This window comes from Synechococcus sp. A15-62 (assembly GCF_014280075.1).
Taxonomy (GTDB): domain Bacteria; phylum Cyanobacteriota; class Cyanobacteriia; order PCC-6307; family Cyanobiaceae; genus Parasynechococcus.
On the sequence record NZ_CP047950.1, the window covers coordinates 68,829 to 93,045 of the forward strand.

At 63.5% G+C, this 24,217-nt stretch carries 22 protein-coding genes and 1 tRNA gene; 13 read left to right on the plus strand and 10 right to left on the minus strand.

Features of this window, described 5'->3' with window-relative positions; all coding sequences use genetic code 11:
* Window positions 1-11: 11 nt before the first annotated feature.
* Both SynA1562_RS00360 and holA read right to left on the minus strand, forming a co-directional pair.
* Window positions 12-1,817: an aspartate kinase gene (locus SynA1562_RS00360; protein WP_186494231.1), complete on the minus strand. Its 1,806-nt coding sequence runs from the start codon at window positions 1,815-1,817 to the stop codon at window positions 12-14.
* A gap of 47 nt (window positions 1,818-1,864) precedes the next feature.
* Window positions 1,865-2,830 carry a DNA polymerase III subunit delta gene (holA, locus tag SynA1562_RS00365; RefSeq protein WP_186494232.1) on the minus strand — a complete coding sequence of 322 codons (966 nt, stop codon included), beginning with the start codon at window positions 2,828-2,830 and terminating at the stop codon, window positions 1,865-1,867.
* Window positions 2,831-2,839: 9 nt separating this feature from the next.
* Between holA and SynA1562_RS00370 the strand changes: the two genes are divergently transcribed.
* A complete protein-coding gene (locus SynA1562_RS00370; protein WP_186494233.1) occupies window positions 2,840-3,487 on the plus strand; it encodes a precorrin-8X methylmutase in 648 nt (215 codons plus the stop codon).
* Here SynA1562_RS00370 and tilS read toward each other — a convergent pair.
* Complete coding sequence (gene tilS / locus SynA1562_RS00375; RefSeq protein ID WP_186494234.1) at window positions 3,435-4,415, minus strand: tRNA lysidine(34) synthetase TilS; 981 nt, start codon at window positions 4,413-4,415, stop codon at window positions 3,435-3,437. The two genes, SynA1562_RS00370 and tilS, sit on opposite strands and share 53 nt — an antisense overlap.
* Before the next feature lie 59 nt (window positions 4,416-4,474).
* Between tilS and SynA1562_RS00380 the strand changes: the two genes are divergently transcribed.
* From SynA1562_RS00380 to ribH, 3 genes are all read left to right on the plus strand, one after another.
* The gene (locus SynA1562_RS00380; protein ID WP_186494235.1) at window positions 4,475-5,233 is read left to right on the plus strand and encodes a DUF561 domain-containing protein; all 759 of its coding nucleotides are present in this window, start codon (window positions 4,475-4,477) and stop codon (window positions 5,231-5,233) included.
* A gap of 113 nt (window positions 5,234-5,346) precedes the next feature.
* Window positions 5,347-5,535 carry a photosystem II reaction center protein PsbZ gene (gene psbZ, locus SynA1562_RS00385; protein ID WP_006850156.1) on the plus strand — a complete coding sequence of 63 codons (189 nt, stop codon included), beginning with the start codon at window positions 5,347-5,349 and terminating at the stop codon, window positions 5,533-5,535.
* A gap of 64 nt (window positions 5,536-5,599) precedes the next feature.
* Entirely contained in the window at window positions 5,600-6,082 is a 483-nt protein-coding gene (gene ribH, locus SynA1562_RS00390) for a 6,7-dimethyl-8-ribityllumazine synthase (protein WP_186494236.1), read from the plus strand.
* Between the two features lie 4 nt (window positions 6,083-6,086).
* On the opposite strand, the gene mutS is transcribed toward ribH, so the two are convergent.
* Together mutS and SynA1562_RS00400 are read right to left on the minus strand one after the other, a co-directional pair.
* The gene (gene mutS, locus SynA1562_RS00395) at window positions 6,087-8,792 is read right to left on the minus strand and encodes a DNA mismatch repair protein MutS (protein ID WP_186494237.1); all 2,706 of its coding nucleotides are present in this window, start codon (window positions 8,790-8,792) and stop codon (window positions 6,087-6,089) included.
* A gap of 52 nt (window positions 8,793-8,844) precedes the next feature.
* Window positions 8,845-9,300, minus strand: a complete 456-nt coding sequence (locus SynA1562_RS00400; RefSeq protein WP_186494238.1) for a GNAT family N-acetyltransferase — start codon at window positions 9,298-9,300, stop codon at window positions 8,845-8,847.
* A gap of 71 nt (window positions 9,301-9,371) precedes the next feature.
* Here SynA1562_RS00400 and uvrB point away from each other — a divergent pair, with 71 nt between their 5' ends.
* The 3 genes from uvrB to secA all read left to right on the plus strand — a co-directional run bounded on the left by uvrB (window position 9,372) and on the right by secA (window position 14,457).
* Window positions 9,372-11,411: an excinuclease ABC subunit UvrB gene (gene uvrB, locus SynA1562_RS00405; protein ID WP_186494239.1), complete on the plus strand. Its 2,040-nt coding sequence runs from the start codon at window positions 9,372-9,374 to the stop codon at window positions 11,409-11,411.
* Between the two features lie 91 nt (window positions 11,412-11,502).
* Window positions 11,503-11,574, plus strand: a tRNA-Gly gene (locus SynA1562_RS00410).
* Between the two features lie 78 nt (window positions 11,575-11,652).
* On the plus strand, window positions 11,653-14,457 hold the full coding sequence (gene secA, locus SynA1562_RS00415; protein ID WP_186494240.1) for a preprotein translocase subunit SecA: 2,805 nt from the start codon (window positions 11,653-11,655) through the stop codon (window positions 14,455-14,457).
* A 346-nt stretch (window positions 14,458-14,803) separates the two neighbouring features.
* Here the strand turns inward: secA and cysE are convergent, their stop codons facing one another.
* Window positions 14,804-15,550 carry a serine O-acetyltransferase gene (gene cysE / locus SynA1562_RS00420; protein ID WP_186494241.1) on the minus strand — a complete coding sequence of 249 codons (747 nt, stop codon included), beginning with the start codon at window positions 15,548-15,550 and terminating at the stop codon, window positions 14,804-14,806.
* A gap of 10 nt (window positions 15,551-15,560) precedes the next feature.
* On the minus strand, window positions 15,561-16,562 hold the full coding sequence (locus tag SynA1562_RS00425) for a GntR family transcriptional regulator (RefSeq protein ID WP_115081444.1): 1,002 nt from the start codon (window positions 16,560-16,562) through the stop codon (window positions 15,561-15,563).
* Window positions 16,563-16,779: 217 nt separating this feature from the next.
* Between SynA1562_RS00425 and SynA1562_RS00430 the strand changes: the two genes are divergently transcribed.
* Window positions 16,780-17,409 (plus strand): dienelactone hydrolase family protein, encoded by a 630-nt coding sequence (locus SynA1562_RS00430; RefSeq protein ID WP_370593221.1) that lies wholly within the window; start codon window positions 16,780-16,782, stop codon window positions 17,407-17,409.
* On the opposite strand, the gene infC is transcribed toward SynA1562_RS00430, so the two are convergent.
* Together infC and miaA are read right to left on the minus strand one after the other, a co-directional pair.
* Window positions 17,406-18,059, minus strand: a complete 654-nt coding sequence (infC, locus tag SynA1562_RS00435) for a translation initiation factor IF-3 (protein WP_011363124.1) — start codon at window positions 18,057-18,059, stop codon at window positions 17,406-17,408. The genes SynA1562_RS00430 and infC overlap by 4 nt on opposite strands.
* 57 nt (window positions 18,060-18,116) lie before the next feature.
* Window positions 18,117-19,016 (minus strand): tRNA (adenosine(37)-N6)-dimethylallyltransferase MiaA, encoded by a 900-nt coding sequence (gene miaA, locus SynA1562_RS00440; protein WP_186494243.1) that lies wholly within the window; start codon window positions 19,014-19,016, stop codon window positions 18,117-18,119.
* A 152-nt stretch (window positions 19,017-19,168) separates the two neighbouring features.
* Here miaA and gyrB point away from each other — a divergent pair, with 152 nt between their 5' ends.
* The 4 genes from gyrB to SynA1562_RS00460 are packed head-to-tail and all read left to right on the plus strand — an operon-like array spanning window position 19,169 to window position 22,223.
* A complete protein-coding gene (gyrB, locus tag SynA1562_RS00445; RefSeq protein ID WP_186494244.1) occupies window positions 19,169-21,136 on the plus strand; it encodes a DNA topoisomerase (ATP-hydrolyzing) subunit B in 1,968 nt (655 codons plus the stop codon).
* A complete protein-coding gene (locus SynA1562_RS00450; protein ID WP_186494245.1) occupies window positions 21,136-21,471 on the plus strand; it encodes an SH3 domain-containing protein in 336 nt (111 codons plus the stop codon). Before gyrB ends, SynA1562_RS00450 begins: the two co-directional genes overlap by 1 nt.
* The gene (locus SynA1562_RS00455) at window positions 21,452-21,832 is read left to right on the plus strand and encodes a CrcB family protein (protein WP_186494246.1); all 381 of its coding nucleotides are present in this window, start codon (window positions 21,452-21,454) and stop codon (window positions 21,830-21,832) included. The genes SynA1562_RS00450 and SynA1562_RS00455 overlap by 20 nt, the downstream gene beginning before the upstream one ends.
* Window positions 21,825-22,223: a CrcB family protein gene (locus tag SynA1562_RS00460; RefSeq protein WP_186494247.1), complete on the plus strand. Its 399-nt coding sequence runs from the start codon at window positions 21,825-21,827 to the stop codon at window positions 22,221-22,223. The genes SynA1562_RS00455 and SynA1562_RS00460 overlap by 8 nt, the downstream gene beginning before the upstream one ends.
* On the opposite strand, the gene SynA1562_RS00465 is transcribed toward SynA1562_RS00460, so the two are convergent.
* Complete coding sequence (locus SynA1562_RS00465) at window positions 22,189-22,662, minus strand: glutathione peroxidase (RefSeq protein WP_186494248.1); 474 nt, start codon at window positions 22,660-22,662, stop codon at window positions 22,189-22,191. The two genes, SynA1562_RS00460 and SynA1562_RS00465, sit on opposite strands and share 35 nt — an antisense overlap.
* 72 nt (window positions 22,663-22,734) lie before the next feature.
* Here SynA1562_RS00465 and mgtE point away from each other — a divergent pair, with 72 nt between their 5' ends.
* Window positions 22,735-24,195 carry a magnesium transporter gene (mgtE, locus tag SynA1562_RS00470; RefSeq protein WP_186494249.1) on the plus strand — a complete coding sequence of 487 codons (1,461 nt, stop codon included), beginning with the start codon at window positions 22,735-22,737 and terminating at the stop codon, window positions 24,193-24,195.
* Window positions 24,196-24,217 lie beyond the last annotated feature (22 nt).

The following is a 24,217-nucleotide window of genomic DNA, read 5'->3' on the forward strand; positions in this document are numbered from 1 at the left end:
GTTGTAGACCGTTAGTCGGGGTCGTGCGGTGAAGCGGTGCCTTGGGCGGTGTGACGCTCTTCACCTCCTAGTCCGAATCCGGTGTGCACCACCTGGAGCGCCTTGACGCCAGCATCTTCGGCCACCACACAGCTGGTTCTGATTTCGCTGGTGGCGATCAGGCCGATGTTGATGCCCGCATCCGCCAGGGCACGGAACATGCGCCCCGCCGTCCCTGGCGTTGCCGGCATCCCCGCCCCCACAGCACTCACCCGGGCAATGGCCTCACCATCCTCCAGAGCGGCACCGGGCCACTGGGCCAGCAGGGGTGCCAGGGCTACATCGGCGCGAGCGCGGTCGTCCTTGCGCAAGATGAAGGTGATGTCCCGCGATCCGTCGCTGTGTTGCCGTTCCGATTGAACGATCGCGTCGAGGCTGATGCTGTTGTCCGCCAGGGCTGAACACAGCGCCGCTGCGGTGCCGGGTCGATCGGGCACGTGGCGAACACTCAGTTGCACCTGGTCGCGGTCAAGGGCGACGCCGCGCACTTCCGGCTCCCCGTTGCCGTTGTCGGTGGGATTGATGCGGATTTGCGAGTCCTCCAGGGCGAAGGCCTCTTGCACGGCTTGAACCGCTTTGCTGCCGGCGCCGGAGTCAATCACGCAGCTCACCTTCACTTCACTGGTGGCGATCAGGCGGAGGTTGATGCCCTGCTGACACAGGCAGTTGAACAGGCTGGCGGCAATGCCAGGACGCCCCATGATTCCGGCCCCGCTGATGCTGAGCTTCGTCAGCCCTGCTTCGGACGCCAGATCGCCGCCCAGTTGATCCAGCACCTTCTGGCTCTCAATGCGGGCTAGCTCGAGATCCGCTTCCGCCACCGTGAAGGTGATGTCGTTGCTGCTGCCCTCATGGGTGGCCTGAATGATCAGGTCAACATTGATTCCGGCCTCGGAGAGGGCTTCAAACAGTCGTGCGGCAATCCCAGGCTGATCAGGAATCTGGGAGAGGGCGAGCACGGCCTGTCCGTCCACTTCCTCCATCCCATCCACGGGACTGCCGAGTTCCAGGCCACTGCTGCTGATCGGGCGGGCTGAACGGCTGGTGATTCGGGTGCCGGGGGCATCGCTCCAACTGGAACGCACCACAAGGTTCACGCCGTAGTTGCGGGCGATCTCGACGGCCCTGGGATGCAGCACGGAGGCCCCAAGGCTGGCGAGTTCCAGCATTTCGTCGCAGCTGATCGTCTCCATCAGCTGGGTATCGGACACCTTGCGCGGATCGGTGCTGAGCACACCCGGAACGTCGGTGTAGATCTCGCATGCATCGGCACCCAGGGCCGCCGCCAGGGCGACAGCGGAGGTGTCGGAGCCCCCACGCCCCAGGGTGGTGATTTCGTTGAGGCCATCGCTGCTGGTGCTGGTGCCCTGGAATCCGGCGACCACCACCACCTGGCCAGCCGCAAGACGGTTGCGGATTCGGTCGGTGCGAATCCCAAGGATCCGGGCTCGGCCATGGGTGGATTCCGTGGCGATGCCCACCTGTGGACCAGTCATCGATGTCGCACTGACCCCCTGGGCGTTCAAGGCCATCGCCAGCAAGGCGATCGACACCTGTTCGCCACTGGCCAACAGCATGTCCATCTCCCGCTGGGTGGGGGCAGAAGTGATGGCGTTGGCCAGACCCGTTAATTCATCGGTGGTGTGGCCCATGGCGGAGACCACCACAACCACGTCGTGCCCCTCCTCACGGCAACGTCCGATCCGATCAGCCACCGCCTTGATGCGTTCCACGCTGCCGACGGAGGTGCCCCCGAATTTCTGCACCAGGAGGGCCATGGGCCGGGCTTCAGCAACGCTGGATTTTCTCACCTGGCCGGTAGTGATCAGCCCAGCAGGCCGTCGCGGAAGGCATCGCCAGGTTGGGCGCCGCGTTTCAGCCGTGCCTCCACCTCCAGTAGACGGCCGAGTAGCGAGAGGAAGCGTTTGGGCGGGCGGCCCTGCAGCTGCTTGCGCATCACGTAGATGCGTTTGGGGTTGCCGATTCCAGCGGCTTTGGCGATCACGGCCACATCCCGTTCCCCCTGCTGTTCCAGCAGGCTCACCCAGAGCCAGCCTCGGATCTGACCGGTGAGGGTGGCCACGATGCGCAGAGCTGGTTCCCCTGCTTCGATCAGGGCATCCCAACGGGCGATCGCTTCGCCGGGGTTGCCTTCCAGCAGGGCATCGCCCACGGCCAGGGCGTTGGTGGAGCGTCCCCCCACCAGCTCCTGCACCCGTGCAGCGGAAATGCTGGTGTCCTGAAGGGAGAGTTTGCGCAATTCCGATTCCAGCCGGGCGCTGTCGGTGCCGATGGCCTCTACCAGGGCATCGATGGCATCCGGCTCAACCTTCAGGGCCAGGGCCTCGGCCGTGCGTTGCACCAGCTGGCGCTGGCCGTTGCTATCCCAGGCCGCTGGCAGCGGGAAGCTCTGCTCCTGATCGATCCCGCTTTTGATCCGCTTCTGCAGGCTTTTTGTGGTGCGCAGGCGACCATCGGGTTTGGCCGGGTTCACCAGCACCAGGTGGCTGCTGTCCGGGATGAGCTCGAGGGCGGCCTCAAACCGGTCGGCCAGCTCGCCTGGGCAGCCATTGCAGAACGGACTGCGCTGCAACAGCACCAGCCGTTCGCCAGTGGCGAAGGGAGGGGTACGGGCCTCCTCGAGGGCCTGCAGGGCCTGACCAGCGTCCGCCCCATCCAGGCGGCTGAGGTTGAGGCTGCTCCAGCTGGGGTCGACAACCTGGCCGATCAGGGCATCGATGGCCCGATCCCGCGCAGCGGCGTCATCACCCCAGAGCAGATGGATCGGCATGGGTTGATGATGGCGTGGATGGCCCAGGACCACCCGATCTTCACCGAAAGCATCCGGCGGATCCGGGCGGCTCTGGGGGACACGGGCCTGCCGCCGCTGCAACAGCAGGTGCTGGAACGGCTGGTGCACAGCAGCGGCGATCTTTCGTTGGGAACACTGCTGCGGTTCAGTGAGGGGGCCTGTGAGCAGGGTTTGGCAGCGCTGAAGCAGGGAGCGCCGATCCTGACGGACACCTCGATGGCGGCGGCGGCGGTGGCCCCGATGGCCCAACGCACTCTGGGCACTGCCGTGCACACGGTGTTGGAGTGGGCACCTGACGCGGCACCGGCGGGTTCAACGCGTACGGCGGCGGGCATGCAGCGGGCCTGGCGCGCGCTCGCGGCGGCGTCACCGGCTCCGGTGGTGCTGATCGGCAGTGCGCCGACCGCCCTTGAGGTGCTGTTGCAGCAGGTGGCCGCCGGTGCTCCAGCCCCCAGCTTGGTGATCGGCATGCCGGTGGGGTTTGTGGGGGTATCGGAAAGCAAGAAGCATTTGGCGGCCAGCGGTTTGCCCCAGATCCGTTTGGAGAGCAGCAGGGGTGGAGCTGGTCTGGTGGCCGCGGCGGTTAATGCTCTGCTGCGCGCTGCTGCAGCACCAGCTCCCCTCCCTTCCAGCTGAGTTGCCAGCCCCCGGCAAGATCGGCTGCACCGCCGGGGGCACCGTTGTCCAGTCGCCGGCTGAGTTCGTCCAGTTGGCTGGCCGGCAGAGCTGGTACCCCCTGCTGCTGTAGCCACTGCGCCAGCAACAGGCGGCGGCTGGCTGGGCTCAACGCTCCCAGGCCGCGGCGGTCCAGGCCAGCCGGGGTTTGCAGAACCCCCAGAGCCATCCGGCTGAGTTCCGTCTGACTGTCCCGCACCTGGGACACCCGTTCGGCCAGATCGCTCATCCGCTGCGTGCTGCCTGGGTGCAACGCCTCCAGCACCGGCAGCACCTCCTTGCGAATTCGGTTGCGGGCGAACGCGGGGGATTGGTTGCTGGGGTCCTCCCAGATCGGCAGCGCCAGCTCCCGGCAGATCTGGAGGGTGTCCTCGCGCTGGAGGTGCAGCAGTGGCCGGCGCAGCTGGGGGCCTTCCGGGCTGAGGGGGCGAACGCTGGGCAGGGCTGCAAGGCCAGCCAGATCGCTGCCGCGGGCCAGCTGCAGCAGCATCGTTTCGGCCCGGTCGCTGGCGGTGTGGCCCGTCACCACATCGGCGCCTGCTTGGCGGCCCCGTCGTGCCAGCAGTTCGTAACGCCACTGCCGAGCCTTGGCTTCGCTGGGCACCTCTCCCGGCGCTGCCTGGTCGACCTGCAGGGGGAGTTGGCGCTGCTCGCACCAGCTGCTCAGTTCCGCGGCGATTCGGCTGGAGTCGTCGTGCCAGCCGTGATCGCCATGCCAAAGGCTCAGGCCCCAGCCATGCAAGGGCGCCAGTTCCTGCAGCAACGCCAGCAGGGCCATGGAGTCCTGTCCGCCCGACACCGCCAGCAGCAAGGAGCTGCCCTGGGGCAGCAGCTGCGGCTGCATCAGCAGGCGCCGGTGCAGGCGGTCATGCCATGACGTCCAGCCCAAGAAAGAAGGGTGTGTTTCCCCCACGGTGTGAGAATCAGGGCACCGCTGTCCAGTCCCCCATGACCCGTCTTCAGCAGCTGCCCGCTTCCCTGCAGCGCAGCCTTGAGCAGCGCTCTGCGCTCAAGGTGATCGCTGGCCTGATGAATTTCGATGCCGCCAGTGTGGAGCGGGTCGCCCGTGCAGCCGGGCGTGGCGGTGCTGATCTGATCGACGTGGCCTGTGATCCCGCCCTGGTGCGTCTGGCGATCGAGGCCTCCGGTGGCGTGCCCGTGTGCGTGTCGTCGGTGGAGCCTGAGCAGTTCCCTGCGGCGGTGGAAGCCGGTGCACTGATGGTGGAGATCGGCAACTACGACGCCTTCTACCTCCAGGGCCGGATCTTTGATGCGGCTGAGGTGCTTGAGCTCACCCGTCGCACCCGTCAACTGCTGCCCAACGTGGTGTTGAGCGTCACCGTGCCCCACGTGTTGCCGATGGATGAGCAGGAGCAGCTGGCTATCGATCTGGTGGCCGCCGGTGCCGATCTGATCCAGACCGAGGGCGGTACCAGTGCCAAGCCCTTCAGTGCTGGCCACCTGGGCCTGATTGAGAAGGCTGCCCCCACCCTGGCGGCGGCCCACAGCATCAGCCGCGCCGTCGATGTGCCGGTTCTGTGTGCTTCGGGTCTGTCGGCGGTGACGCTGCCGATGGCCATCGCTGCCGGTGCGGCCGGCGTGGGCGTCGGTTCAGCAGTGAACCGCCTGCAGGATGAGCTGGCGATGGTGGCCGTTGTTCGTGGTCTGCGTGATGCCCTCGGCAGCGCTGTCGCGACCCGCGTCTGAACCTGAATCTCCGCTGAGCGGAGGCCTCTTCCCCTTCATGGTGTGAAGAGTGCTCCGCTCGCTCGCGGGAGCAACAGCTCTCGTGTGAAAATCGACCCCTGACTTCCAGTTCCATGCAGTTCATCAACACGCTGACCGTTCTGGCCCTGGTGGTGGCATCGTTTGCCTTGATCGTTGCTGTGCCTGTGCTGTATGCCTCAAGCGAGGACAGCGGTCGCTCCAACCGTCTGATCCTGCTGGGCAGTGCTGTTTGGGTGGCTCTGGTGCTGCTGAACTGGGGTGTGAGCTTCTTCGTCGTCTGAGCTCAGGCCTCAGCAGCAACCTGGGGGGTGCCACGATGGCTGAGATTCAGTCGGCACCTTCCCAATGGCCACGTTCGAAGGACGTTTCTCTGACGCAGCCGGGCTGCGCGTCGGTATCGTCGTGGCCCGTTTCAATGATCTGGTCACCGCCAAGCTGCTGAGTGGCTGTCTCGACTGCCTCAAGCGCCACGGCGTGGATGTGTCGGAAACCAGCTCCCAGCTGGACGTGGCCTGGGTGCCGGGCTCGTTCGAACTGCCGATCGTGGCCCAGCAGATGGCCCGCTCCGGTCAGTACCAGGTGCTGATCACCCTGGGGGCGGTGATCCGCGGCGACACGCCCCATTTCGATGTGGTGGTGGCGGAGGCCAGCAAGGGCATTGCAGCTGTGGCGCGCGACACGTCCGTGCCCGTGATCTTCGGCGTGTTGACCACCGACACGATGCAGCAGGCGCTGGAGCGGGCGGGCATCAAGAGCAATCTTGGCTGGAGCTACGGGTTGGAAGCCCTGGAGATGGGCAGCCTGATGCGGGCCTTGCCGTCAGCTTGAGGCTTCAGGCCGCCAACTGATCCAGCACCTGCCGGGCCCGTTGCACCACGGGCTTGGGAACGCCGGCGAGGCGTGCCGCTTCGATGCCGTAGCTGCGGCTGGCACCGCCGGCCTGCACCTGATGGAGGAAAACCAGATCCTCCCCGGTTTCCTCCACCAGCACCTGGAAGTTGGCCACGTTGTCGCGTTCGGCGGCCAGGTTGTTCAGCTCGTGATAGTGGGTGGCGAATACTGTGCGGCTGCCCAGGTCGCCGGCCAGGTGCTCGCTCACGGCCCAGGCGATCGAGAGGCCATCGAAGGTGGCGGTGCCCCGCCCGATCTCATCGAGCAGCACAAGCGAACGATCGCTGGCGTGGTGAAGGATGTTGGCGGTTTCGGCCATCTCCACCATGAAGGTGGACTGGCCGGCGGCCAGATCATCCACAGCACCCACCCGGGTGAAGATCCGATCGGCGATCCCGACCGTGGCGGAGCGGGCCGGCACCCAGCTGCCGATCTGCGCCATCAATTGGATCAGACCGATCTGGCGCAGATAGCAGCTTTTGCCGCTGGCGTTGGGGCCTGTGAGCACCACCAGATCGGTGCCATCGCCCAGATGCACGTCATTGGGGGTGAAGGCGGTTTCCACCAGCCGTTGCTCCACCACGGGATGGCGGCTGGCCTCCAGCTGCAGCCCCCGGCCGTTGGTGATGGTGGGTGCGCAGTAGCCACCGCTGGCGGCCACATCGGCCAGACCGGTGAGGGCATCGAGGGCGGCAACAGCGCGGGCGGCTTGGCGGATCGGGGCGGCCATGGCCCCCACCTGCTCGCGCAGCTGGCAGAACAGCTCGTATTCCCGCTGGCAGGCCCGGGCCCGCAGCTGGAAGATGCGGCCCTCCCGCTCCTTGAGATCCGGGGTGATGAAGCGTTCTTCGTTGGCCAGGGTCTGGCGCCGGATCCAGTGGTCCGGCACGGCGGTGGCCTTGGCTTTGCTCACCGCCAGGAAGTAGCCGAAGGTGCGGTGGTGCTGCAGCTTCAAGGTGCTGATGCCACTGCGTTGGCGCTCCTGCTGCTCCTGGTGGCTTAGCCAGGCGTCCTGATCGTCCAGCTGGTTGCGCAGCCCATCCAGCAGCGGGTCGACGCCGTCATGGATCAGGTCGCCTTCTGAGAGGGAGAGCGGTGGGGCCTCCACCAGGCGGTGGCGAATTGTCCGGGCCAGCTCCGCCAGGGCTGGATCGGGGCTGAGCAGCTGCTGTAACCACTCCGGTCCCGCGCTGATCGCAGAGTCCAGCCGGGCGGTGAGTTGGGGCAACCGTTCCAGGCCATCGGCGATGGCCACCAGATCACGGGCACCGGCATGGCCCGCTCCGGCCCGGCCGGCCAGCCGTTCCAGGTCGCCCATCGGCCGCAGCAGCTGGCGGATCGCCAGCCGCAGGCTGCGTTCACCCACCAGGCTGCTCACTAGATCCTGGCGCTGCTGAATGGCCTGGTGGTCCATCAACGGTGCTTCCAGCCAGCGGCGCAGGCAACGGCCGCCCATGGCGGTGAGGGTGCGATCGATCGCCCAGAGCAACGATCCCTGCAACTGGTTGTCCCGCTGGGTGGCGGTGAGCTCGAGGTTGCGGCGGGTCTGAGCATCCAGCACCAGGGCATCGCCGCGGTGCACGATTGTTGGTACCTCCAGGGGAATGCGGCTGTCCTCCTCCAGGGGTTGGGTGTCTTGCAGGTAGCGCAGCAGGCCACCGAGGGCTTGCAGGGCCAGGGGGTGCTCCGGCAGGCCGAGGCCATCGAGGCTGCTGAGGCCGTAGTGCTGCTGCAGGGTGTGCTCCGCCTCCGCTGGGCTGAAGGGGGTGCTGGCCATCGGCGTGAGCCGCAGCCGTTCGGGACACCAGGCCGGCCGCTCAGCATCGAGGGCGGCCGCCCAGAGCAGTTCGGAGGCCTCCTGCTGGGCCAGCTGCTGGTGCAAGGCGCTGCTGTCTTCCCGTTGCATCACCTGCACCTCGCCGGTGCTCACATCGGCGCTGGCCAGGCCCCAGCGCAGCGGTTGTTTTCCCTGGGCCGGCTCCACCACCACAGCCGCCAGCCAGTTGTTGCGGCGGGCGCTGAGCATGCCCTCCTCCAACACGGTGCCGGGGGTCAGCACCCGGGTGATGTCCCGCTTGAGTAGGGCACCCTTGGTGGGGGTGGTTTCCAGTTGATCGCAAAGGGCCACGCTGTAGCCCTGCTTGATCAGTTCGGCGCAGTAGCGCTCGGCGGCGTGGTGAGGGATGCCCGCCATCGGTACCCGCCCGATCGCCTTGCCACCTTCCTTGCCGGTGAGGGTGAGCTCCAGCACCCGGGAGAGTTCGATGGCATCTTCGAAGAAGCACTCGAAGAAGTCGCCCAGGCGGTAGAGCAGCACCCGTTCTGGATGGGCCGCTTTGAGCTCCACGTAGTGGCGCAGCATCGGTGTGAGCTGCAGCGGGTCGAGCTGGCTGTGGTGGGCCCAGGCCGGTTCGTCGCTGCTGGGTTCTGAATGGTTTGCAGCCGGGGATTCGCTGCTGACCTCGCTTGACGTGGTCTGGCGCGTTCGGGGCCGGGCAGCGGCATCGGCTCCGAGTTCGTCGTCGCTGAGGTCGTGGCTGGCGGCCTCAGGTTCGCCGGTGGGTGCAGTCGGTGCGGCCGGCTCAGGTGCCCCGAACAGATTGCCCTGCAGGGCGTCGTCAGGGGACTGGGACGCGGACCGGGGCATCGGCTGATCTGACGGATCCGGATCGTACCGGGCCTGACCGGATTGAGATGCCTCAGCGGCGCAGCACCATCAGTTGCTGGGGATTTGCATCCTGGAAGCCCAGCTGCCGGTAGAAACCGGCACTCTTGGTGGTCATCAGATACACCCGTTCCACGCCCACCACCGGCGGGTTGTGCAGCAGTTCTTCGATCACCCGGCGGCCGAGGCCGTGGCCCTGCAGATCGCCGGCCACCACGATGTCCCAGAGCACGGCTCGGCTGAAGCCATCGGAGGTGGCCCGGCCGAAGCCCACCAGCCGCTTGCCGCGCCAGAGGCTCACCACGGCATCGCTACCGGCCAGCAACCTCCGCAGCTGAGCAAAGCTGCGGCCGCGGGCCCAGAAGGCGTGGCGATCGAACAGCCGTTGCAGCTTGAGCAGGGCCCGACTGGGGCGCAGATCCGGCCCGAGGCCCAGCCAACGCAGGCCGGGGGCACCGGGGGCATGGTGAACCAGCCGGATCGGGGTCACGGGTTGGGGAGCCGCAGCACTTCATCTTGCTCCCCGGCGATAATTGACGGCCGCCGTCTGGCCCCGCACCCATGCCCGCCTACGACCTCACGGCTCCGTATTCGCCGAAGGGTGATCAGCCGACGGCGATCAAGCAGCTGGTGGCGGGGGTGAACAGCGGCGAGCGCTATCAGACGCTGCTGGGGGCGACGGGCACGGGCAAGACGTTCACGATGGCCAACGTGATCGCCCAGACCGGCCGGCCTGCGCTGGTGCTGGCCCACAACAAAACCCTGGCGGCCCAGCTCTGCAACGAGCTGCGGGAATTCTTCCCGGAGAACGCCGTTGAGTACTTCATTTCTTATTACGACTATTACCAACCGGAGGCCTACGTACCGGTCAGCGACACCTACATCGCCAAGACAGCGTCGATTAACGAGGAGATCGACATGCTGCGTCACTCGGCGACCCGTTCCTTGTTTGAACGGCGCGACGTGATCGTGGTGGCCTCGATCAGCTGCATTTATGGCCTGGGGATTCCGAGTGAATACCTCAAGGCGGCGGTGAAGTTCGAGGTGGGGGAGACCCTCAACATCCGCGGCCAGCTGCGGGAGCTGGTGAACAACCAGTACAGCCGCAACGACACCGAAATCGCCCGCGGCCGCTTTCGGATGAAAGGAGACGTGCTGGAGATCGGTCCTGCCTATGAAGACCGGCTGGTGCGGATCGAGTTGTTCGGCGATGAGGTGGAGGCGATCCGCTACGTCGATCCCACCACCGGCGAGATCCTGCAGAGCATGGATGCGGTGAATATCTACCCGGCCAAGCACTTTGTGACGCCGAAAGACCGGCTGGATACGGCGATCAGTGCCATCCGCTCGGAGCTGCGGGAGCGGCTGGATGTGCTCAACGGCGAAGGCAAGTTGCTGGAGGCCCAGCGGCTGGAGCAGCGCACCAAGTACGACCTGGAGATGCTCGGTCAGGTGGGCTATTGCAACGGGGTGGAGAACTACGCCCGCCACCTGGCCGGCCGCGAGGAGGGCACCCCGCCGGAATGCCTGATTGATTACTTCCCCGATGACTGGCTGTTGATCGTGGACGAGAGCCACGTCACCTGCTCGCAGCTGCAGGCGATGTACAACGGCGACCAGGCCCGTAAGAAGGTGCTGGTCGAGCACGGTTTTCGCCTGCCAAGTGCGGCTGACAACCGGCCGCTCAAAGGGGAAGAGTTCTGGAACAAGGCCAAGCAGACGGTGTTCGTCTCAGCCACGCCGGGCAACTGGGAGATGGAGGTGAGCGGCGGTGAGGTGGCCGAACAGGTGATCCGCCCGACGGGGGTGCTCGATCCAGTGGTGGAGGTGCGGCCCACCACGGGTCAGGTGGATGACCTGCTGGGGGAGATCCGCGATCGGGCGGCTAAGAACCAGCGGGTGCTGGTCACCACCCTCACCAAACGGATGGCGGAAGACCTCACCGATTACCTGGCGGAGAACAAGGTGCGGGTGCGCTACCTGCACTCGGAGATCCACTCGATCGAGCGGATCGAGATCATTCAAGACCTACGCCTGGGGGAATACGACGTGCTGGTGGGGGTGAACCTGCTGCGGGAGGGCCTGGACCTGCCGGAGGTGAGCCTGGTGGCGATCCTCGATGCCGACAAAGAGGGTTTCCTTCGGGCCGAGCGCTCCCTGATCCAGACCATCGGCCGCGCCGCCCGCCATGTGGAGGGGGTGGCACTGCTCTATGCCGATAACATGACCGACTCGATGGCCAAGGCCATCTCCGAGACCGAACGACGCCGTGCGATTCAGAAGGTCTACAACGAGAAGCACGGTGTGGTGCCCACCGCTGCGGGCAAGAAAGCCAGCAACTCAATCCTCAGCTTCCTGGAGTTGAGCCGAAAGCTGAAGCAAGACGGGCCCGATGCCGATCTGGTGGAAGTGGTGGGCAAGGCGGCCCAGGCCCTGGAAAACGATCCCGATGCCGGCCTGGCTCTGGAGGCGCTGCCGGAGTTGATCGATCAGCTCGAAGCCAAGATGAAGGAGGCGGCCAAGAAGCTCGACTTCGAGGAAGCCGCCAACCTGCGGGATCGGGTGAAGCAGCTGCGTCAGAAAATGGCCGGCTCCCGTTGAAATTCACGGTGGGAACCCTTGGCAATTGACCATTGGTCCCTCCGTAAGGCAGAGTCTCCAAGTCGTCAGGGACACGCCCGCGTCGACACTTGCGGATGTAGCTCAGTGGTAGAGCATCTCCTTGCCAAGGAGAGGGTCGAGAGTTCGAATCTCTTCATCCGCTTGATTCAGAACCCAGTCCAGAAGGGCCTTCTGCGAGTGAGCCTCCATTAGGCTGCACCCGATTCGGTTGCCGTTTTCCATGCTCAAGCTCCTGCTGGGTGATCCCAATGCCCGCAAGCTGAAGCGTTACCAGCCGATCGTTTCGGATATCCAGCTGCTTGAAGAGGAGATCGCTCCGCTCTCCGACGATGAGTTGCGTGGCAAAACCGCTGCCTTCCAGGAGCGTTTGGCCAATGCCGGCAGTCTGGCGAACCAGCGGCCGATCCTCGACGAGATCCTGCCTGAGGCCTTCGCTGTTGTTCGTGAAGCCGGCAAGCGGGTGCTGGGCATGCGTCATTTCGATGTCCAGCTGATTGGCGGCATGGTGCTGCATGAAGGCCAGATCGCCGAGATGAAAACTGGCGAAGGCAAAACACTGGTTGCCACCCTTCCGAGTTATCTCAACGCCCTCACTGGTCGTGGCGTGCACGTCGTGACGGTGAACGATTACCTGGCCCGCCGTGATGCCGAGTGGATGGGCCAGGTGCATCGCTTTCTCGGTTTATCCGTGGGCCTGATCCAGCAGGACATGCGCCCCGAGGAACGCCGGCGCAACTACAACTGCGATATCACCTATGCCACCAACTCGGAGCTGGGCTTCGATTACCTGCGCGACAACATGGCCGCCGATATCTCGGAGGTGGTGCAGCGGGAGTTCCAGTACTGCGTGATCGATGAGGTGGATTCGATCCTGATCGATGAAGCCCGCACCCCTCTGATTATTTCCGGCCAGGTGGAACGGCCCCAGGAGAAGTACCAGCAGGCGGCCGAAGTGGCCAATGCCCTGGCTCGCGCCGCTGAGTTGGGCAAAGACGGTATCGATCCTGAAGGTGATTACGAGGTGGATGAAAAGCAGCGCAGCTGCACCCTCACCGATGAAGGCTTCGCCAAAGCCGAGCAGATGCTTGGGGTGGCGGATCTGTTCAACCCTCAGGACCCTTGGGCTCACTACATCACCAACGCCCTCAAGGCCAAGGAGCTGTTCGTCAAGGATGTGAACTACATCGTGCGCGACGGCGAAGCGGTGATCGTGGATGAGTTCACCGGTCGGGTGATGCCTGGCCGCCGTTGGAGTGACGGCCAGCACCAAGCCATCGAGGCCAAGGAGGCCCTGCCGATCCAACCGGAAACGCAGACTCTCGCTTCGATCACGTATCAGAACTTTTTCCTGCTCTATCCGCGCTTGGCCGGCATGACCGGCACGGCAAAAACGGAAGAGGTCGAATTCGAGAAGACCTACAAACTCGAAACCACAATCGTCCCCACCAACCGGGTCCGGGCGCGTCAGGACTGGGCCGATCAGGTCTACAAAACTGAGGCTGCCAAATGGCGCGCTGTGGCCAATGAAACAGCAGAGATTCACAAGAACGGACGGCCGGTGCTGGTGGGCACCACCTCGGTGGAGAAAAGCGAACTGCTGAGTTCGCTGCTGGCGGAGCAGGAGATCCCCCACAACCTGCTCAACGCCAAGCCGGAGAACGTGGAGCGCGAATCGGAGATCGTGGCCCAGGCGGGTCGGGCTGGCGCCGTGACCATCGCCACCAACATGGCGGGCCGTGGCACTGACATCATTCTTGGCGGCAACAGCGACTACATGGCCCGCTTGAAGTTGCGGGAGGTGCTGCTGGGCCGTCTTGTGAAGCCGGAGGAAGATCACAAGCCGCCCGTGCCTTTGCAGCGCAATGCTCCGGGCGGGTTCGCTGATGCTGCGGCGCCTTCGCTGCCCCGCAGCGGTGAGAGCCTCTATCCCTGCCCCCTCACTGATGACACCGATCAAGCCCTCGGCCAGCTGGCGCGTGATCTGGTCAAGGCCTGGGGCGACCGTGCCCTCACGGTGATTGAGCTGGAGGAGCGCATCGCCACTGCTGCGGAGAAAGCTCCCACTGAGGATCCCCAGATTCAGGCGTTGCGCGAGGCGATCGCCCGGGTGAAGGGTGAATACGACGCCGTGGTGAAGCAGGAGGAAAGCCGCGTTCGCGAGGCCGGTGGCCTGCATGTGATCGGCACTGAACGACATGAGTCCCGCCGTGTCGATAACCAACTGCGTGGCCGTGCCGGCCGCCAGGGCGACCCCGGTTCCACTCGCTTCTTCCTCTCTTTAGGAGACAACCTGCTGCGGATCTTTGGCGGTGACCGTGTTGCCGGTTTGATGAATGCCTTCCGCGTGGAGGAGGACATGCCGATTGAGTCCGGCATGCTCACCCGCTCGCTGGAGGGAGCCCAGAAGAAGGTGGAGACCTACTACTACGACATCCGCAAGCAGGTGTTCGAGTACGACGAGGTGATGAACAACCAGCGGCGAGCGGTGTATTCCGAACGCCGGCGGGTGCTGGATGGCCGCGCCCTCAAGAAGCAGGTGATCGGCTATGGCGAACGCACCATGGGCGAAATCGTGGAGGCCTATGTGAATCCTGATCTTCCGCCGGAGGAATGGGATCTGGGCCAGCTGGTGGGCAAGGTGAAGGAATTCATCTATCTGCTGGAAGATCTCACCCCTGAGCAGGTGCAGGGCCTTGGCATGGAGGAACTCAAGGCCTTTCTGCAGGAGCAACTGCGCAACGCCTACGACCTCAAGGAAGGCCAGATCGAACAGCAACGTCCGGGGCTGATGCGGGAGGCCGAGCGTTTCTTCATCCTTCAGCAGATCGATACCCTCTGGCGGGAGCACCTTCAGGCGATGGATGCCCTGCGTGAATCGGTGGGTCTGCGTGGCTACGGTCAGAAAGACCCTCTCATTGAATACAAAAACGAGGGGTACGACATGTTCCTTGAAATGATGACCAACATGCGTCGCAATGTCATTTATTCCATGTTCATGTTCCAGCCTCAAGCTCCTAAAAATTAGTCTTTATGATTCAGGGCAAACGCGCTGCTCTAGGGAATTTTTAATCAATATTTCCTTAGTTATTGTTGGCTATCGTGAATCTTTGCCGACTAAATTCACTGCATTTGTTTGATTTTATAGGGTCGTGCAATATGCTTTTGCTTATCAAGAGAACAAGCCTGATCTTGCTTGCTTCTAATGCTGCAAGTGAGATTGTTCTTGAGATTAGCCCTGAATGTTGACTTGTTTTTGCGCAGTGTGTTTCAGGACTTCCTGACGGCAAGGCTCGCCCTGGAGGATCAATATGAATTTTCTGGGTCAAAAGTATTGGCCGTAGAATTAATTAAATCGGCCAGCTGTGAGCACTTTATCTAGTGCTATCTCCCAGGAATTCCAAGATTTCTCGGTCTTTGAGATTCTGGGCTTCACCAGAGCATTCTTCAAGGAGCTGCCGACCGGCCGCCACCTCCTGTAGGCAGCGTTTGAGGTTCATCACCGTGTTCTCAAGCTGATCGATCCGTTCCATCAAGTTGCGGATCACGTTTGCCTCCGCATCCGGAAGGGCCGAATGGGCAAGGGGATTGATCCGTACACCGCTCTGGTGGATCACCCTTCCGGGGATGCCCACCACCGTGCAGTCGCTCTCCACATCGCGGACCACCACGGATCCAGCGCCAATGCGGGTGTTGGTCCCGATCGTGATTGCACCCAACACCTTGGCGCCTGCACCCACCACCACATTCTCCGCCAGGGTTGGGTGGCGCTTGCCGTGTTCCTTGCCTGTGCCTCCCAGGGTGACGCCTTGATACAGCAGGCAACGGTGGCCGATTTCGGCGGTCTCGCCGATCACCACCCCCATGCCATGGTCAATGAACACGCTGTGTCCGATCCGGGCGCCGGGGTGGATCTCGATGCCGGTGAGGGCGCGGCTGACTTGGCTGAGGCAGCGGGCAGCCAGCTTCAGGGGCAGACGGCAGGTCCAGAGGCGATGGCTAATTCGGTGCAGGCTGATCGCCTGGAAGCCGGGATAGCAGCACACAATCTCCAACCAGCCACGAGCAGCCGGATCACGCTCGCGAATGATCGCGAGGTCGGCACGGATGTGATCAAACATCGCAGGAGAATTAGCTGGCGGCGGCCGGAATTTGCAGACCAATCTCCTTACGGAGCAAATCGATCGTATCGGTGCTGAGGTAGCTCTCGGCGCAATGCACCTGGGGCATGCGCATCAGCTGGGAGCGATTCTGGCGCAGGCTCTGTTCCACCAGGGGAAGGCTGGGTCGATCGCAGAGCACGTGGCTTGAGGCCCGTAAAAGGGCCAGCAGGCGGCTGCCCACATCCGGTGTGGCGGTCATCAGCAGCAATTCATTGCCACGCATTGAGTGGAGAATCACTTCCGCGGCCCGCAAAATGCCGGGGCTGATGCTCACCAGGCCCACGCAGCTGCCGGGGCGCAGTTCCTTGAGCATGGCCAGTTCCTGGCGGAAGTCGTTGAGGTCAACCGCCACGGCCCGGACGCTGTGTTTCTTGGCCAGCTCCTCCACTGGTTGGAGGAAATAACGGCTGGTCACCACGGTGCCATTGCTGGAATTCTCCAGCACGCTTTCTAGTTCCTCCAGCGGCACCACTTCCACCGGTACATCCAGGCAGGGTTCCAATTCCTCTGCGATCAGCATCGAGGCGCCGATGTCTTCCCGGGGTGTGCTGACCAGCACGCGGGCGCCGCAACGCAGCCGCCAGTCGATCTCACGGGTCAGTAATTCGCGGGTTTGCTGCAGGGTGCATCCTGCATTGAGCAGGCCATCCACGCACTTGCGCACTTCCCGGTCGAGGTCGGTGACGCCCCGGTTGCGGATGTGCGGAGGCGTTTTGATTTCCCTGGGTTTCTGCTGGTCGCGCACGTAGATGCCAGAGCCGGCCATGGCCTCCACCACGCCATCGGTTTCCAGTTGGCGGTACACCTTGCTGATCGTGTTGCGGTGCAACCCCGTTTGCATGGCCAACTGGCGGGTGCTCGGCAAGCGATGTCCCGGCGGGTAATGCCGCGCTGCGATGGCAAAACAGATCTGGTTGTAGAGCTGCGTCGATGCCGGAATGTCACTTTCCTGTTGGATATGGAATCGCACGCCGGTGGGACAGGTCTGAATGCGGCCACCATACGGACCGATTCCTTTGGTGACAATTGCCTGTGTGTCCTATGCAGTTATGGAAACTTCTGAGTCCTCCCGGGGCGTCTGGGTTGCAGTTCGGAATGGCTCGGTTTGCTTGCGTTGCTGGTGGGCAGAACCGCAACGTAGTGCGAACGATATTGTCTCAAATTTGTCTCTAGAACGTGTATATATCGTGCTACCTGAGGTGTTCGGTGTGAATGGTTGGGTTCGCAGCGTGGCCGATCGCCTGGCCGCCCATGGCCATCCGGCCCTGGCGGTGCCTTTGTTTGCCCGCACGGGTCCCAATCTTGAGTTGGCCTATGAACCGTCTGATTTAGCTGAAGGGCGGCGGCACAAGGACGCCACCACCAGTGAGCAGATCCTTGCTGATGTTGCTGCGGCCGTGGCCTGGTTGCGGGCCCAATACCCCGAAGCTGCCATCCATGTGGTGGGCTTCTGCTTCGGTGGGCATGCTGCCTTTTTGGCGGCGACGTTGCCCGGGGTTGAGCATGCCTTTGATTTTTACGGCGCAGGCGTGAGCCGGATGCGGCCCGGTGGAGGTGAGCCGTCCTTAAGTCTGTTGCCCAACATCGAAGCGCGGCTCACCTGTGTGTTCGGAACGGCCGATCCCTTAATCCCTGCTGAGGATCGCGAAACGATTGGAGCCGCCCTGCGCAAAGTCGATCCCGCCGGCCAGCGTTTGCGTTCTCTGGCGTATGCCGACGCCGACCATGGCTTCATGTGTGAAGCCCGCAGCAGCTTCAATCCCCAGGCCTCAGCCCAGGGATGGAGCCTGCTGCTTGGTGACGACCCAAGGATTTAGCCCTGGGGGCTTGCCACCTTGGCCGCGGTGGGCCTGGGTGGCGCGGGGATGGTGCGCACGGCCTTATTGGCGGCCTGTTCCTTTTCCTCTTTCTTCACCAGCGGCGTTTTGCGCGGGGTGAGGAACATAATCATGTTGCGACCCTCCCGCTTGGGGGCCTGCTGGATTTCGGCCTTTTCCTCGAGATCCTTGGCCATGCGCCGTAGCAGGGTTTCCGCCAGCGCGGTGTGCTGAATCTCGCGGCCACGGAAGATCACGGTGCACTTCACCTTGTCGCCCGCCTTGAGGAAGCGCTGGGCCTGACCGATCCGCACGTCGTAGTCGTGCTGATCGATCTTGTAGCGCATCTTGACCTCCTTGACTTCGGTCTGGTGCGACTTCTTCTTGGCCTCTTTGGCTTTCTTTTCCTGTTCGAACTTGAACTTGCCGTAGTCCATGATCCGGCAGACCGGCGGGTCGGCCTTCTCGCTCACCAGCACCAGATCCAGTTCCCGGTCGCGGGCCACATCCAGGGCTTCTTCGCGGCTGATCACGCCTAACTGAGCGCCGTCTGAGTCGACCACCCGCAACTGGGGGTAGTTGATCCGGTCGTTGATGTTGGGCAGCTCCCGAACCGGGGCACGACGGTCAAAACGGGGACGTGGGGGCATTCAGGTGGTGACAGGGACAGGTGCAGACAACTTCGCTGAATACAACGTCTGCATCCTTCACCTTAGATGTTGCTCGATCAACGTCATCGCATCCGTCAGGGTTGCCTGGTCGGGCAGCCAGTGGGGGTTGTGCTGACGCCGGAACCAGGTGCGTTGGCGTTTGGCGAACTGACGGGTGCGTTGGCTGGTGATTCGCACCGCTTCTGTTGTGGTCAGGCTGCCGCCGATCACCTGCAGCGCTTCGCCGTAGCCGATGGTCTGCAGTAGCGGCAGGTCAGCGCCGTAGCGCTCGCTCAGGAGCCGGGTCTCGTCCACCAAACCATCGCGGTAAAGCTGCTCGGTGCGTTGCTGGATGCGCTGGCGCAGGTTGGCCGGGTTGAGGCCCAGTTCCAGCACGTTCCAGGGCGGAGGTGTGGCTGTGGCCTGGCGGCTCATCGGTTGACCGGAGGCGTAGAGCACCTCCAGGGCGCGTTGGGTGCGCACCGCATCGGCAGGGGCGATTTTGGCGGCGGCCTCGGGGTCGGCGGCCTGCAGCAGGGGGTGGCAGATCTGCTGCCCCAGGGCCGTGAGTTGCTCGCGAAGTTGTGGCTGGGGTGCCACGGCCGGAGGCTGAAGGCCACTGGTGAGGGCCTTGAGATAGAGGCCGCTGCCTCCTACCAGCAACGCCACGCCCCGCTGCTCTAGAGCAGCGTTGATGCAAGGGGTGGCGATCGCCTGAAATTCCTGCAGCGTGATCGGTTGATCGGGCGTGCGCAGGTCCAGCAGATGGTGCGGCACCCGCGCCTGCTGCTCCGCCGTTGGCTTGGCGGTGCCCAGATCCATCTCCTTGTAGAGCTGGCGGGAATCCACGTTGATCACCGGCAGATCCAGCCGTTCGGCGATGTCCAACGCCAGGGCGGTCTTGCCGCTGGCTGTGGGCCCGAGCAGGGTGATCACCAGGGGGTTGGAGCTGGTCAAAGGGGTGAGGGGGTGCAGCCCGGCTTGGAATGGGCGCTGAGAGGCCTCTGCAAGCCTCTATAGACAGCCGGTGGTAGATTGACATTGTCAGGTCGAGGTTTAGAGCCGTTGCGCCCGCCCATGACCCGGTTTCCTGGCTTGAGACTTTCTGAATGAGCGACGCTTCCAAGGTCCAGAACGCCTACGGCGCCGAGCAGATTCAGGTGCTGGAGGGCCTTGAGCCCGTCCGCAAGCGCCCTGGCATGTACATCGGCTCCACCGGGCCGCGGGGTTTGCACCACCTGGTGTACGAGGTTGTTGATAACTCGGTGGATGAAGCCCTGGCGGGCCATTGCGACCGCATTGTTGTGGTCCTGGGGGAAGACGGTTCCGCCTCAGTGAGCGACAACGGCCGCGGCATTCCCACAGATGTGCACCCGCGCACTGGCAAGAGCGCCTTGGAGACGGTGCTCACGGTCCTGCACGCCGGCGGCAAATTCGGCGCCGGTGGTTACAAGGTGTCCGGCGGTCTGCACGGCGTTGGCGTCTCGGTGGTGAATGCCCTGAGCGAATGGGTGCAGGTGACCGTGCGCCGGCAGGGCCAGGTGCATCGCCAGCGTTTTGAGCGCGGCGCTGCCATCGGGGCGCTGGCGTCGGAGTCGCAGCCCGCAGCGGAATCCGGTGAGACCGGCACCACGGTCTGTTTCAAGCCCGACCTTGAAATCTTCACCGGCGGCATCGTCTTCGATTACGCCACTCTTTCGGCTCGTCTCCGGGAACTGGCCTATCTCAACGGCGGCGTGCGGATTGTCTTCCGCGATGAGCGGGAGTCAGCCCGGGATGAGGAAGGGAATCCCCATGAGGAGACTTACTTCTACGAAGGCGGCATCAAGGAATACGTCGCCTACATGAACAAGGAGAAGGATGCCCTTCATCCGGACATCATTTATGTGAATTCCGAGAAGGACGGTGTTCAGGTGGAGGCAGCCCTGCAGTGGTGCTCCGATGCCTATTCCGACAGCATCCTTGGCTTCGCCAACAACATCCGCACCGTTGATGGCGGCACCCACATTGAAGGCCTGAAGACGGTGCTCACCCGCACCCTCAATGCCTTTGCCAAGAAACTGGGCAAACGCAAGGAATCCGATTCCAATCTTGCGGGGGAGAACATCCGCGAAGGCCTGACGGCAGTGCTCTCGGTGAAGGTGCCGGAACCGGAATTCGAAGGTCAGACCAAGACCAAGCTCGGCAACACCGAGGTGCGGGGCATCGTCGACAACCTTGTGGGAGAAGCCCTCAGCCAGTTCCTCGAGTTCAATCCCTCCGTGATCGGCCTGATCCTCGAGAAGGCGATCCAGGCGTTCAATGCCGCTGAGGCCGCCCGCCGGGCACGCGAACTGGTACGGCGCAAGAGCGTGCTGGAGAGTTCAACCCTGCCCGGAAAACTGGCCGACTGCAGCTCCCGCGATCCCGGTGAATCCGAGATCTACATCGTGGAGGGCGACTCTGCCGGTGGCTCGGCCAAGCAGGGCCGCGACCGTCGCTTCCAGGCGATCCTGCCGCTGCGGGGCAAGATCCTCAACATCGAGAAGACCGACGACGCCAAGATCTACAAGAACACTGAGATTCAGGCGCTGATCACCGCCTTGGGCCTGGGGATCAAGGGCGAGGACTTCGATGTGAAGAACCTCCGCTACCACCGGGTCGTGATCATGACCGACGCCGACGTGGATGGTGCCCACATCCGCACCCTGCTGCTCACCTTCTTCTACCGCTATCAGAAGGAGCTGGTGGAAGGCGGTTACATCTACATCGCCTGCCCACCGCTCTACAAAGTTGAGCGCGGCAAGAACCACACCTATTGCTACAACGAAGGCGATCTGCAAAAGACCCTGGAGGGCTTCGGCGAGAAGGCCAACTACACGATCCAGCGCTTCAAGGGTCTTGGCGAAATGATGCCCAAGCAGCTCTGGGAAACCACCATGGATCCCACTACGCGCACGATGAAGCGGGTGGAGATCGAGGATGCCCTCGAGGCCGATCGCATCTTCACGATCCTGATGGGCGACAAGGTGGCTCCTCGTCGGGAATTCATCGAGACCCACAGCGCCGAGCTGGACATGGCAGCCCTCGACATTTGATGACGGCTGTTCGTTCAGGGACTGTTTCGACGAGCAGTGTTCTGCGGTGGAGTTGGCTGCTGGGGGTGGCGTTAATTGCTCCGGCTGCCCTGCCTGCGGGAGGTGCTGATCGGCGTCAACCGCAGCCACGTCGCCGTGTGTCCTCCGGCCAACTGCACATCGCCACCGATCAGCCTCTCCGGCTCAGTCCGCTGGCGGTGGCTCCTCGGTTGAGCACCCTCAAGGCGGGCTCATCCCTGCGCCTGTTGCGCCGTTGGTCGACCGCCGATGGCCAGGATTGGTTGCACGTGCAGACGCTCTCGGGAGATCAACGTCGTGGCTGGCTCCGCGCCTGAGGCGGTTTTGGTGGGTCTTGGGGCGATCCCCGGGGCCTGGCTGCGCCTGAAGGTGGTGAACCATTTTCAACCCATGGTGCCGAAAAAGCACTGGGGCACTTTCGTTGTGAATGTGGTGGCCTGTTTTGCTCTGGGTCTGGTGCTGGCGCTGAATGAAACCTGCACCGCCAGTACAGGCATTGCTCTGCTGATGGGGGTGGGATTTTTCGGCAGCCTCAGCACCTTTTCCACCTTTGCGGTGGAGCTGCTGAACGAGCTGCGGGCTGGCCAGGCGATCACTGCTGTGGTGCTGGCGCTGGCCTCGATCGGGGCGGGTTTGCTGGCCTCTGCTTTGGGTTACGGATTGGGGACCCATGCCTGAGACCAAACCAATCCTGCAACTGGAACTGCAGGAGTTGCTGCTTGTTGGCGTGGGCGCTGTTCCCGGAGCGCTGCTGCGCTGGCAATTGGCCCTTCGTCTGGGGGACCAGAACCTGCTGGTGAATGTTCTTGGGGCTGCCTTCTTGGGCTTGCTGGCGGGGCTCCCAGTTGCCCCACGGCGACAGTTGCTGCTGGGCATTGGCTTCTGCGGTTCGCTCACCACCTTCAGCAGCTGGATGCTGGCGGCCATGAAGCATCTGAGTTCCGGTGACTGGGCCGCCGCATTGGGCTTGATTGCGCTGACCCTCGGGCTGGGGCTGGGTGCCGCAGCCCTGGGGTTCAGCCTGGGGCGACGGCTCAAGCCGCCAGCGCCGCCTCAATCGCCGACTTGAGGTCTTCGGGGGTGACGCCGCTCTTGAAGCGGGCGATCACGGTGCCGTCCTTGCCCACCAGGAATTTCTCGAAGTTCCACTCCACATCACCGGCGGGATCCATCTGGTTGAGGGTCGTGTAAGGCTCGGTGGTGCTCCCCTTGGCGTGCACTTTCTCGAACAGTTCGAAGTCAGTGCCGTAGGTGGTGGAGCAGAAACTCTTGATCTCGTCGAGGGTGCCGGGCTCCTGGGCGCCGAAGTCGTTGCAAGGGAAACCCAGCACTGCCAGGCCCGTGGCGGCGTAGGCCTCGTTCAGAGCCTGCAAACCCGCGTATTGCTTGGTGAAGCCACAGCGGCTGGCCACGTTCACGATCAGCAGCACCTTGCCGGCGTAGTCGCCCAGGGATTTGCTGCTGCCGTCAGGGGTGGTGACAGAGACGGCGCTGACGCTGATCGCCATGGAGAAACAGGGATGGAGCGCAGAGGTTAACCGGCTCCAACGGCCATACACTGGGCTCCCGGCCGGAGGGGCATGACGGAGGCATCGGGGCTGAGCAGTGCTGGCGTGAGCGTGGAACCCGACTTGCTAGCCGAAGCGGTTTCCCAGGAACTCGCCGCGATGCTTCAGGCGGGCAATTACGACGCCGTGAAACTGCTGCTGGAACCGGTGCAGCCGGTGGACATCGCCGAGGCGATCGGCAGTCTTCCGGCCAATCTGCAGGCGATTGCCTTTCGCCTGCTCAGCAAGGATGAAGCCATCAGTGTTTACGAATACCTCGACACCGCCACGCAGCAAAGCCTGCTGAGCCTGCTGCGCTCTGGCGAGATGCGGGAGGTGATGGAGGAGATGTCGCCGGATGATCGCGCCCGATTGTTCGAGGAGTTGCCGGCCAAGGTGGTGCGGCAGCTGTTGAGCGAGCTCAGCCCGGATGAACGCAAGGTGACCGCTGAGTTGCTGGGCTACCGCTCCGAAACGGCCGGTCGTTTGATGACGACCGAATACATCGCGTTCAAGGAAAACCAAACCGCCGCAGTGGCGCTGGAGATCGTGCGGCGCCGTGCTCGCGACACCGAGACGATTTATTCCCTCTACGTGACGGACGCCGAGCGACGCCTCACCGGCATCCTCTCGCTGCGGGATCTGGTCACAGCAGACCCCCAGGCCCGCATTGGCGATGTGATGACGGAGGAGGTGCTCAGTGTCAGCACTGACACGGATCAGGAGAAGGTGGCCCGCACGATTCAGCGCTACGACTTCCTCGCCGTTCCCGTGGTGGATCTGGAGCAGCGTCTCGTGGGCATCGTCACGGTGGATGACGTGATCGACGTGATTGAGCAGGAGGCCACCCGTGATCTCTACGCGGCCGGCGCGGTGCAGGCCGGCGATGACGATGACTACTTCAGCAGCAATCTGTTCACCGTCGCTCGCCGCCGTGTGGTGTGGCTGGCGGTGCTTGTGCTGGCCAGCTTTTTCACCTCAGAGGTGATCGCCGCCAATGAAGATGTGCTGCAGCGGGTGGTCTTGCTGGCGGCGTTCATCCCCTTGCTCGGTGGCACTGGCGGCAACGTGGGGGCCCAGAGTTCCACGGTGGTGATCCGTGGTTTGAGCACCCAGAGCATTTCCAGTCTTGGCCCCCTGCGGGCGATTGGCCGAGAAGCCATGGCGGGGGCGTTGCTGGGGTTGTTGATGATGCTTTTGGTGGTTCCCTTCGCCTGGTGGCGCGGCGAAAGCGCACTGGTGGGCCTCTCGGTGGGGATGAGCCTGCTCGCGATCACCACCCTGGCGGCTACGGCCGGTGCAGCGTTCCCACTGCTGTTTGACCGCATGGGTCTGGATCCTGCGTTGATGTCCACACCCTTCATCACCACCTGCACGGACGTGGCGGGAACGCTGATCTACCTGAAGACGGCGGGGTGGCTGCTGATCCACCTGCCGCAGCTGGTGCAAGCCGCAGGTATTTCTACCCATTTCTTTGTTTTCGGGGTTTTCTGAGAGTCTGTTTACGTTTCTTAGG

Excerpts from the sequence above, each read along its gene's own strand:
- mgtE (WP_186494249.1), top strand. The coding sequence starts at position 22,735 with ATGACGGAGGCATCGGGGCTGAGCAGTGCTGGCGTGAGCGTGGAACCC.
- SynA1562_RS00465 (WP_186494248.1), bottom strand. The coding sequence starts at position 22,662 with ATGGCGATCAGCGTCAGCGCCGTCTCTGTCACCACCCCTGACGGCAGC.
- mutS (WP_186494237.1), bottom strand. The coding sequence starts at position 8,792 with ATGCCCCGGTCCGCGTCCCAGTCCCCTGACGACGCCCTGCAGGGCAAT.
- ribH (WP_186494236.1), top strand. The coding sequence starts at position 5,600 with ATGGCCACGTTCGAAGGACGTTTCTCTGACGCAGCCGGGCTGCGCGTC.
- SynA1562_RS00360 (WP_186494231.1), bottom strand. The coding sequence starts at position 1,817 with ATGGCCCTCCTGGTGCAGAAATTCGGGGGCACCTCCGTCGGCAGCGTG.
- SynA1562_RS00460 (WP_186494247.1), top strand. The coding sequence starts at position 21,825 with ATGCCTGAGACCAAACCAATCCTGCAACTGGAACTGCAGGAGTTGCTG.
- cysE (WP_186494241.1), bottom strand. The coding sequence starts at position 15,550 with ATGTTTGATCACATCCGTGCCGACCTCGCGATCATTCGCGAGCGTGAT.
- SynA1562_RS00450 (WP_186494245.1), top strand. The coding sequence starts at position 21,136 with ATGACGGCTGTTCGTTCAGGGACTGTTTCGACGAGCAGTGTTCTGCGG.
- infC (WP_011363124.1), bottom strand. The coding sequence starts at position 18,059 with ATGCCCCCACGTCCCCGTTTTGACCGTCGTGCCCCGGTTCGGGAGCTG.
- SynA1562_RS00370 (WP_186494233.1), top strand. The coding sequence starts at position 2,840 with ATGGCGTGGATGGCCCAGGACCACCCGATCTTCACCGAAAGCATCCGG.
- SynA1562_RS00380 (WP_186494235.1), top strand. The coding sequence starts at position 4,475 with ATGACCCGTCTTCAGCAGCTGCCCGCTTCCCTGCAGCGCAGCCTTGAG.
- holA (WP_186494232.1), bottom strand. The coding sequence starts at position 2,830 with ATGCCGATCCATCTGCTCTGGGGTGATGACGCCGCTGCGCGGGATCGG.
- secA (WP_186494240.1), top strand. The coding sequence starts at position 11,653 with ATGCTCAAGCTCCTGCTGGGTGATCCCAATGCCCGCAAGCTGAAGCGT.
- psbZ (WP_006850156.1), top strand. The coding sequence starts at position 5,347 with ATGCAGTTCATCAACACGCTGACCGTTCTGGCCCTGGTGGTGGCATCG.
- gyrB (WP_186494244.1), top strand. The coding sequence starts at position 19,169 with ATGAGCGACGCTTCCAAGGTCCAGAACGCCTACGGCGCCGAGCAGATT.
- uvrB (WP_186494239.1), top strand. The coding sequence starts at position 9,372 with ATGCCCGCCTACGACCTCACGGCTCCGTATTCGCCGAAGGGTGATCAG.